Below are 9,371 nucleotides of genomic sequence, written 5' to 3'. Positions count from 1 at the left end.
GTTACTTTGGCCAAGACCAAAGTAACCCGCCGTAAGGGCGGAAAGGTGACTAAGCGTCGACATCACAAATGAATGCGCTTACAACCTGCAAAACCAACACTTACCAAACACCAACCTCAACTCAAACCTTCAAAGCCTTCTTCGGGTAAATATCGTACCGACTCGACTTCCCCTCAAGGCTATGGCTCGGCTTCGGCCCATCGATAATCGGCGCCTTGCGCGGCCGCTTGACCACCACCCGATGCGAAGCCAACGCCAACGCCGCCTCAAGCAACGCCGGCGCATCCAGGTCATCGCCGACCAACGGCCGGAACACCCGCATTTCCTTCTTCACCAGCGCGCTCTTGTCCCGATGCGGGAACATCGGATCAAGGTAGATCACCTGAGGCGCCTCCCCTTCCCACCCGCGCATGCGCTCGATGGCATTGCCGGTCAGCAGGCGTATGCGCTCGACGATCGCCCCCACCTCAAGATCCCCCCGCGCCCGCGCCAGGCCATCTTCCAGCAACGCCGCGATCAACGGCTGACGCTCGATCAAGGTCATCTGGCAGCCCAGGCTGGCCAGCACGAACGCGTCCTTGCCCAACCCCGCAGTGGCATCGAGCACCTGCGGCCGCACGCCCTGGGCAATACCCACCGCCTTGGCGATCATCTGCCCGCTGCCGCCACCGAACAGCCGCCGATGCGCCGCCTGGCCCTCGACGAAATCCACCCGCACAGGGCCAGGCGCCTGCGGGCCCAATTGCTGGATCTGCAGGCCATCGGCACCGACCTGCACGGCAAACCCGGCCGCCTCGTCGGCCAGCGGCAAGCCCAGGCGTTCTGCCCATGCCAACGCCTGCGCCTGGAATTCGGGGGCCAGTGCCTCGATCCTGATACCTGTGCCCAGCTCTTGCTCTACCATCGGATCCCGCACTCGAAATTAATTAATGAAACCCCGGCCTCAGCCGATACACGCAGTATCCGCTATTCTGCCAGAGCACAACGCGCGCGACTGCCATGTCAGACACTCTCCCCATCGGCTTGACCTACCTGTCGCCTGTCGGCAACTACGGTCGCCAGAACTCCCAGGCACTGGGCGGCGTCAGCCACCTGTGGCAGGACTTCTTCGCCCGGGCCATGGCCGAGCAGCCGCAAGGGGAAATCGACAGCGTCAGCCAGGCGCTGGTGCAGTACGACAAAGAGAGTGGTGAACCTGTCGGCGGCGCCAGGGCCTTGGCCTTGATCGACGCCCAGCGCGCCCTGCCGGTGCATGACACCGAAATCATCCCTCCCGAGCCGCTGTTCCTGCCCAAGGCGGAGCTCGAGGCCAACCTGCTGGAACCGGCACCCGAACCCTTCAGCACCGCCGAGCTGATTACCCAGCAGCGTGACCTCGACATCAGCAACAGCTGGCTGCGCCCGGTGGTCATGAGCCAGGGCCATCCGATTGCCGAGCCCGGCCCCGCGCCATCGCCTCGCCCCCTGTTCCTGCCGATCGCCGAATTCGAGATGAACCTGCTCGACCCGGCGCCAGAGCCGTTCGACGAACCCACCCTGGCCAAGCAACAGAACGACCTGGAATTCGATACCCATTGGGCCCGCCCAGTGGTATTGAACAACGTTCGCGCATACGCCTGAGAACGCAGGCTTTATGGCCGACACCGGGAGTGACGGCCGTACTGCACGATGCGCCGACCAATAGCCAAAAGGCTATGCGTACTGGATTTCAGCGGCGAAACAGATCATTGAGCTGGGCAAATGGCAGCGCCTGATCGCCATAGCCGAACGTGCCCTGGTCGCGGATTTCCAACGCCGCGCGCTGGAAGGCACCCAGTGCGACGCGGGCCAGCGACGAACCGACACTGATGCGCTTCACGCCCAGATCCTGTAACTGATTGACGCCAAGCGGCACCCCCGGCATACCCATCAGCACGTTTACCGGCTTGGGCGCCACGGCCTGCACCACCGCGCGAATCTCATCGACGCTGCGCAGCCCAGGCGCGTACAACACATCGGCACCGGCGTCGGCATAGGCCTGCAGGCGGCGGATGGTATCGTCCAGGTCCAGTTTGCCGTGCAGCAGGTTCTCAGCGCGGGCGCAGAGCGTGAACGGAAATTGCAGCGAACGAGCGGCTTGCACGGCAGCGCGCACTCGCGCCACGGACAGGTCGAAGTCGTAAATCGGCGCCTCGCTGCGGCCACTGGCATCTTCGATCGAACCGCCCACCAGGCCAGTCTCGGCAGCGCGCAGGATCGTCTGCGCACAGTCCTCGGGCAAATCGCCGAAGCCGTTTTCCAGGTCTGCCGCCACCGGCAGCGGCGTGGCATCCACAATGGCCTGTGCATTGGCCAGGGTTTCCTCCAGGTTCAGGGCGCCTTCGGCATCCGGGCGCCCCAGGCTGAACGCCAGCCCCGCACTGGTGGTGGCCAATGCCTCGAAGCCAAGGGCCGCCAGCAACTTGGCCGAGCCTGCATCCCAAGGGTTGGGAATGACGAATGCGCCATCGCGCTCATGCAACGCCTTGAAGGCTTCGGCTCGCAGGGTTTGCACATCCATGGTCCAACCTCCGGCTGATGAGTAAGTGTCGTCAGAGTAGCCCTAGCTGTTCGACCTCGGGCGCGCGCGGCAATTCCGGTAACGCGGCCAGCCCGGGCAGGCGTGCCATCAGCCGCTGGTGGAAATGCTGGGCAAGCGCTGCCGCCATCCGGTTGTCGGCGGTGTGCAGAAATACATAGGGGCTACGGCCCTCCTCGATCCACACCGCTACCTTTTCGACCCAGGGGGTAAGGAATGTTTCGTTGGCCGCAAGCTCAGGGTGGCCGATAAAGCGCACCTGCGGATGCTGGCTGAACGCACACGGGCGCGGCGGCACCTTGGGCTTCTTGGACTGCGCATGCAGCACCCCAGGCTCACGAGATGTGCAGCTGAACAGCGCTCGCGGGTCCAGGCAGATGCGCTCGACACCCCGCTCATGCAACAGCCGATTGAGCTGGCGCTCTTCGTCTCCACGGGCGAAGAACGCATCGTTGCGCACCTCGACGGCCACCGGCACGCCAACCTCATCGAGAAACCAGGCCAGCTCCCCCATGCGCGAGGGCCCGAATTGTGCCGGCAACTGCAGCCAGTAGGGGGACACACGCTGCCCCAACGGTGCCATCAATCGCGTGAAGTCGATCGCCGAATCAAGTTGCGCGCGCAGATCCCCGGCATGGCTGACATCGCCCGGAAACTTGGCCGTGAAGCGAAAACCCGCCGGCATGATCTGCGCCCAGCGCTCTACCGTCGCAGGTGCGGGCCGGGCATAGAAGGTGGTGTTGCCTTCCACGGCATTGAATACCTGGCTGTACAAGCCGAGGAACTCAGCCGTGCGTGCATCGGCGGGATAGAGATACTCACGCCAGGCGTTTTCGCTCCAGGAGGGACAACCGAGAAAGTAGGGCTGGGGGGACGGAATCATCCGTCAAATGTACAGGTCCAGCCCCAGCACTTCCATATCCCAGTCGGTGAAGCCTGCGGTGGTCAGGTAGCTGGCCAGTGCCGTGGAGGTACGCCGGTCACGAGCGCGGGGGAAGATCAGGTCCTGCTGGCGGGCCGGCAGGTTGGCGCTGCGACGGTTGGCGCGGCTGGCCTGCTGCTCGGGCTCTTCGATGATCTCGGCGTCGTCGATCGCTTCGTCACGCACCGGCGCTTTGCGCGGCGGGCGCTTGATGGGGTAACTCTGCGAGGAGAAGCCGTCGATACGCATGACGTGGGCACTCAGGATCAATGATGGCAATTTAGCAGCATCAGAGATCCATCGCTAATGCCCGAACGATAACTGGACCACAGTTCGCGCAAAAGGTTTTATCGTGAACGGCGATAGCCGACGAACGACCTCAGCGTGCCTTGGGCGTAGCGACATTATCGCGCAGATATACCGGTTGCGCCTGCTCGGCGGCGACCGCTTCACCACGGGCCCAGGCATGGCTGGCCAGGGTGAGGATATCCAGGGCATTGGGCAGTGCAGCCGCATCGCTGGCGGTGGCCTGCACCGCCAGGCGCTCGGCCAGGCTCCAGCCAGTACCGGCACCAAACCAGTCGCCGGCCAGGCCTTCAGGCAAGCTGACGCGCTCGGGTGCCACCACCACTTCCTGGCCGACCAGGCGCATCTCGCCCTGCTCCGCCCGGTAACAGCCCCAGTACACCTCGTCCATGCGCGCATCGATGGAGGCGGCGACCTGCTGCACGCCGTGCTCGCGCAACGCGCCCTGGGCCAGCGCGGCCAGGTTGGAGATCGGCAACACCGGGCGCTGCAGGGCGAAGGCCAGGCCCTGGACCACGCCGATGGCGATCCGCACGCCGGTAAAGGCGCCCGGGCCGCGACCAAAGGCGATGGCATCCACGGCGCTCAGCGCCACGCCGGCATCGGCCAGCAACTGCTTGATCATCGGCAGCAGCTTCTGCGCGTGCAGGCGCGGGATCACCTCGTAATGGCTGGTCACCTTGCCGTCATGCAGCAGGGCGACGGAACAGGCTTCGGTGGCGGTATCCAGGGCCAGCAAGGTGGTCATCGAACGCGGTTTCCAAGGGACAAGGGAAAAAGAGCGGCAGTATAAACGACAACGGCCCGCAAGCGGGCCGTCGTGACGCATGGTGATGGATCAGCTCAGGGCTGCCAGCACCTTGGCGGTGATCGACTCGACCGAGCCGACGCCTTCGATGTGGCTGTACTTCGGCTTGCCGGCGTTGGCGGCCGACAGCTTCTGGTAGAAGTCCACCAGCGGTTTGGTCTGGCTGTGGTAGACCGACAGGCGATGACGCACGGTTTCTTCCTTGTCGTCGTCGCGCTGGATCAGGTCCTCGCCGGTGACGTCGTCCTTGCCTTCCACTTTCGGCGGGTTGTACTGAATGTGGTAGGTGCGGCCCGAGGCCAGGTGTACGCGGCGGCCCGCCATGCGGCCGACGATCTCTTCGTCGTCCACGGCGATTTCGACCACGGCGTCGATGTCGACACCGGCGGCGACCATGGCTTCAGCTTGCGGGATGGTGCGCGGGAAACCGTCGAACAGGCAGCCGTTGGCGCAGTCCGGCTGGGCGATGCGCTCCTTGACCAGGCTGATGATCAGCTCGTCGGAGACCAGTTGGCCGGCATCCATGACTTTCTTCAGCTCCAGGCCCAGCGGGGTGCCGGCCTTGACGGCAGCACGCAGCATGTCGCCGGTGGAGATCTGGGGAATGCCGAACTTCTCGGTGATGAACTTTGCCTGAGTACCTTTACCGGCCCCGGGAGCTCCCAGCAGAATTACACGCATCTTGTGCTCCTCATATTTTTCTATGCAAATCAACGGATTCGGCGCACAAGGCCAACTCCGGAAAATCGGTCGAGACCGCAAAATCGGTCCAAAGGCTGCTCAAGATACACAGCCCCTGCCCCCCCGACAAGCGTCCCAACGGCGCAGCAAAGTGTCCATCGCAGCCCAGCGTGGCCCCGGTTGCGCCCGGCGCAACCGGCCCTCGTGTTCACGATCGGCAGCTGATAGCTTGCCGACCGCACGCACGGTTTGCGCGCCTCAACCGGTATTGCGCAAACCGGCCGCAATGCCCGCCACGGTGACCAGCAGGGCCTGCTCCAACGGGCTGTCCAGAGCGGCTTCGCGGTTGCGCGAGCGTGCCAGCAGCTCGGCCTGAAGGCGATGCAAGGGGTCGAGGTAGGTGTTGCGCAGGCGGATGAATTCCAGGGTCTCGGGGCTGTGCGCCAGTAGCACCGACTGCCCGGTCAGGCCCAGCACCACCTGGCACGACTGCGACAATAGGTCGCGCAGGTGCGCACCCAATGGCAGCAGCTGCGGTTGCACTAGACGTTGGTCGTAGGCCTCGGCGATCTGCGCATCGGCCTTGGCCAGCACCATTTCGAGCATGTCGATGCGGGTGCGGAAGAACGGCCACTGCTCGCGCATCTGCGCCAGTAGCTCGCCCTGGCCACGGGCCAGGGCATTGTTCAGCGCCGTTTCCCAGCCGAGCCAGGCCGGCAGCATGAGGCGGGTCTGGGTCCAGCCGAAAATCCATGGAATCGCCCGCAAGCTCTCGATACCCCCGGCACGTCGCTTGGCCGGGCGGCTGCCCAGCGGCAGGCGGCCAAGTTCCTGTTCCGGGGTGGACTGGCGGAAGTACTCGACAAAGTCGGGGTTCTCCCGCACGACGTCGCGGTAAGCCTTGACCCCGTCGGCGGCCAACTGGTCCATCAGTGCGCGCCAGGCCGGTTGCGGCGGCGGCGGCGGCAGCAGGGTCGCCTCCAGCACCGCGGCCAGGTAGAGGTTGAGGTTCTGCTCGGCAATCCCCGGCAAGCCGAACTTGAAGCGAATCATCTCGCCCTGCTCGGTGGTGCGGAAGCGCCCGCCCACCGACCCCGGCGGCTGCGACAGGATGGCCGCATGGGCCGGGCCGCCGCCGCGCCCGACCGTACCGCCACGGCCATGGAACAGCAGCAGTTCGACCTGGTGTTCGCGGCAGATGCGCACCAATTGCTCCTGGGCGCGGTACTGCGCCCAGGCCGCCGCCGTGGTGCCGGCGTCCTTGGCCGAGTCGGAATAGCCGATCATCACTTCCTGCGGCCCCTGCAAGCCGGCCCGGTAGCCCGGCAGCCCGAGCAGGCGCTCCATCACCGGCCCGGCGTTGTCCAGGTCGGCGAGGGTCTCGAACAACGGCACCACACGCATCGGCCGAGTCAGCCCGGCTTCCTTGAGCAGCAGTTGCACCGCCAGCACATCGGAGGCCGCGCCGGCCATGGAGATCACATAGGAACCCAGCGAGGCAGCAGGCGCCGCGGCGATCTCGCGGCAGGTGGCAAGCACTTCGGCGGTATCGGCCTGGGGCTTGAAGTGCCCGGGCAGCAACGGGCGGCGGTTCTTCAGCTCCGCCTGGAGGAACTCGATGCGCCGCGCTTCATCCCATTCGGCGTAGCGCCCGAGCCCCAGGTAATCGGTGATCTCGCTCAGCGCATCGCGATGGCGGGCGGCATCCTGGCGCACGTCCAGGCGCACCAGGAACAGGCCGAAAGTCACTGCCCGGCGCAGGCAGTCGAGCAACGGCCCGTCGGCGATCACTCCCATGCCGCATTCATGCAGCGACTGGAAGCACAGCTCCAGTGGCCCGATCAGCTCGCGGTTGTCGACCAGCACGGCAGCGCTGGCCGGTTGCGCAGCAGCCAACGACGCCTGGGCCCAGGTACGGGTGGCGCGCAGGCGGTCGCGCAGTTGCTTGAGCAAAGCGCGGTAAGGCTCGGCGCTGTCGCCGACCTGTTCGCGCAAGGCTGCGCTGGCCTGCTGCATCGACAGTTCGGCGGCCAGGTTCTCGATATCGCGCAGGAACAGGTCCGCGGCCATCCAGCGTGCCAGCAGCAGCACTTCGCGGGTCACGCTGGCGGTGACATTGGGGTTGCCGTCACGGTCGCCGCCCATCCACGAGGCGAAGCGGATCGGCGCGCTCTCCAGCGGCAGACGCAGGCCGGTGGCCTGGAACAGCGCCGCATCGACCTTGCGCAGATGGCTGGGGATGGCCTGCCACAGTGAATGCTCGATCACCGCGAAGCCCCATTTGGCTTCGTCCACCGGCGTGGGCCGGGTGCGGCGGATCTCCTCGGTGTGCCAGGCCTCGGCGATCAGCCGGCGCAGGCGCTCGCGTACCTGCCCGCGCTCGGCCGGGCTCAGGTCGCGATGGTCCTGGGCTGCCAATTGCGCGGCGATGGCGTCGTATTTCTGAATCAGGGTACGGCGGGCCACCTCGGTGGGGTGGGCGGTGAGCACCAGCTGGATGTCGAGCTTGGCCAACTGCCGGGCCAGTGCATCGTCGCTGTGCCCGGCCGACTTGAGCCGGGCCAGCAGTTCGGGCAGTACCTGCGCCTCGAAAGGCTGCGGCTGGTCGGCATCACGGCGGCGAATCAACTGGTACTGCTCGGCGATGTTGGCCAGGTTGAGGAATTGGTTGAAGGCCCGCGCCACGGGTAGCAGGTCCTCCTCGGCCAGGTCGCCCAGGGTCGAGCTGAGTTTTTCACCCTCCACGAGCCGGTCGGCCTTGGCGCTGTGGCGGATGTCCTCGATTTTCTGCAGGAACGCCTCGCCGTGCTGCTGGCGAATGGTCTCGCCAAGCAGCTCCCCCAAAAGATGCACATCCTCGCGCAAACGCAGATCGATATCGCTCATCGGGCCTCTCCACTCCAGGAAACAGCAAGCCCCAAGAGTGCCGACTCCAGGCCGCGCCTGGCAAGCCGGACGCGGGCAAAGCAACTAAAGTGAAGAGTGGTCATCCGAAGCAATGCCACTTTCGAGGCTTTGACAGAGGTCATCATGAAAATCCGCGAACTCGCCCAGCACTGGGAACAGAATGCCGCCGGACGCTTGAGCCCCACCGGGCATGTCCTGCACCTGGACATGGAAGCCCAAGCGCGCCTGGCCGCGCTGACCGAGATGTACCCCAAGCGCAGCCCTGAAGAGCTGCTTGGCGAACTGGTCGCCGCCGCGCTCGAGGAGCTGGAGGCCAGCTTCCCGTACATCAAGGGCCGGCAAGTGATCGCCACCGATGAGGAGGGTGATCCGCTGTACGAGGACATCGGCCCTACCCCTCGCTTTCTCGCCCTCTCGCGCCGTCATCTGGCAGCACTCGGCAGCGCTGGAAAAGGCGAACGCCACTAGCCCTCCCCTGCCTGCGGGCCTTGTTTCATAAGGCCCGTATACCTCCCCGGCAGCGCAAAGTTCCGCACTTTTCGCGCTGACCAATCAGTCAGAAAAAAACTTCGTAAGCACAGCAATTTTTCTGAACTATCCAAAAAACGCCTCGGTCACAGCCAATAGCCATCACGGCAAAACCCTGCAAACACGGGCGTTGCAGCGCACGCCTTGGCTGGGGAACAACGATGGGCCGGTCGCGGACATCGTCGTTAACAGGAGTGACCCAATGGAGTTGACCACCATGAAGACCCGCATTGCACAACCCTCCACCACTCACCTGCGCGGGCTGAAGCTGGCCGCACTGGCCCTGGGCAGCAGCCTGGTGCTGGCCGGTTGCGCCGGCAAGCCGCCCACCGAGCAGTATGCCGTCAGCCAGTCGGCAGTGAACGCTGCGGTCAGTGCCGGCGGTACCGAGTTCGCCGCAGTGGAAATGAAAGCGGCCCAGGACAAGTTCAAGCAGGCCGAGATTGCCATGCACGACAAGCAATACGACCAGGCCCGCATGCTCGCCGAACAGGCTGAATGGGATGCCCGTGTCGCTGAACGCAAGGCCCAGGCCGCCAAGGCCCAGAAGGCTGTGCAGGATGCCCGCCAGGGTGTCCAGGACGTACGTGAAGAAGGCCTGCGCAGCGCCGAATAGGCCTGCCGCGCCCCCGAGCCTTCACTAACGATCAAAGGATGAACAC

The 9,371-nt window shown here is 65.1% G+C and carries 10 protein-coding genes; 3 read left to right on the top strand and 7 right to left on the bottom strand.

From position 1 onward, the window contains the following. Nucleotides 1–121: 121 nt before the first annotated feature. Nucleotides 122–904 carry a class I SAM-dependent methyltransferase gene (locus DM373_RS21780; protein ID WP_110995545.1) on the bottom strand — a complete coding sequence of 261 codons (783 nt, stop codon included), beginning with the start codon at nt 902–904 and terminating at the stop codon, nt 122–124. 95 nt (nt 905–999) lie between these two features. Here DM373_RS21780 and DM373_RS21775 point away from each other — a divergent pair, with 95 nt between their 5' ends. After that, entirely contained in the window at nt 1,000–1,620 is a 621-nt protein-coding gene (locus DM373_RS21775) for an energy transducer TonB (protein ID WP_110995544.1), read from the top strand. Between the two features lie 88 nt (nt 1,621–1,708). Here DM373_RS21775 and DM373_RS21770 read toward each other — a convergent pair whose 3' ends face one another. The 6 genes from DM373_RS21770 to ppc all read right to left on the bottom strand — a co-directional run bounded on the left by DM373_RS21770 (nt 1,709) and on the right by ppc (nt 8,160). Next, nucleotides 1,709–2,539 carry an isocitrate lyase/PEP mutase family protein gene (locus tag DM373_RS21770; protein WP_110995543.1) on the bottom strand — a complete coding sequence of 277 codons (831 nt, stop codon included), beginning with the start codon at nt 2,537–2,539 and terminating at the stop codon, nt 1,709–1,711. 31 nt (nt 2,540–2,570) lie between these two features. Continuing rightward, nucleotides 2,571–3,440, bottom strand: coding sequence for a DUF72 domain-containing protein (locus DM373_RS21765; protein ID WP_110995542.1), 870 nt, complete (start codon nt 3,438–3,440; stop codon nt 2,571–2,573). 3 nt (nt 3,441–3,443) lie between these two features. Then, the gene (locus tag DM373_RS21760; RefSeq protein ID WP_110995541.1) at nt 3,444–3,728 is read right to left on the bottom strand and encodes a hypothetical protein; all 285 of its coding nucleotides are present in this window, start codon (nt 3,726–3,728) and stop codon (nt 3,444–3,446) included. Between the two features lie 130 nt (nt 3,729–3,858). After that, complete coding sequence (gene tsaB / locus DM373_RS21755) at nt 3,859–4,533, bottom strand: tRNA (adenosine(37)-N6)-threonylcarbamoyltransferase complex dimerization subunit type 1 TsaB (protein WP_110995540.1); 675 nt, start codon at nt 4,531–4,533, stop codon at nt 3,859–3,861. Nucleotides 4,534–4,623: 90 nt separating this feature from the next. Further along, the gene (gene adk / locus DM373_RS21750) at nt 4,624–5,274 is read right to left on the bottom strand and encodes an adenylate kinase (RefSeq protein ID WP_028691565.1); all 651 of its coding nucleotides are present in this window, start codon (nt 5,272–5,274) and stop codon (nt 4,624–4,626) included. A gap of 258 nt (nt 5,275–5,532) precedes the next feature. Beyond that, nucleotides 5,533–8,160 (bottom strand): phosphoenolpyruvate carboxylase, encoded by a 2,628-nt coding sequence (gene ppc, locus DM373_RS21745; protein WP_110995539.1) that lies wholly within the window; start codon nt 8,158–8,160, stop codon nt 5,533–5,535. 144 nt (nt 8,161–8,304) lie between these two features. On the opposite strand from ppc, the gene DM373_RS21740 reads away from it, so the two are divergent. Together DM373_RS21740 and DM373_RS21735 are read left to right on the top strand one after the other, a co-directional pair. Then, nucleotides 8,305–8,649 carry a pilin assembly protein gene (locus DM373_RS21740; protein ID WP_110995538.1) on the top strand — a complete coding sequence of 115 codons (345 nt, stop codon included), beginning with the start codon at nt 8,305–8,307 and terminating at the stop codon, nt 8,647–8,649. Nucleotides 8,650–8,911: 262 nt separating this feature from the next. Next, nucleotides 8,912–9,325 (top strand): DUF4398 domain-containing protein, encoded by a 414-nt coding sequence (locus DM373_RS21735; protein WP_110995537.1) that lies wholly within the window; start codon nt 8,912–8,914, stop codon nt 9,323–9,325. The last annotated feature ends 46 nt before the right edge of the window (nt 9,326–9,371 follow it).

This window comes from Pseudomonas sichuanensis, assembly GCF_003231305.1.
Classification (GTDB): domain Bacteria; phylum Pseudomonadota; class Gammaproteobacteria; order Pseudomonadales; family Pseudomonadaceae; genus Aquipseudomonas; species Aquipseudomonas sichuanensis.
The sequence above is the reverse complement of the archived record's forward strand: the minus strand, read 5'-3'. Positions and strand labels throughout refer to the sequence as shown.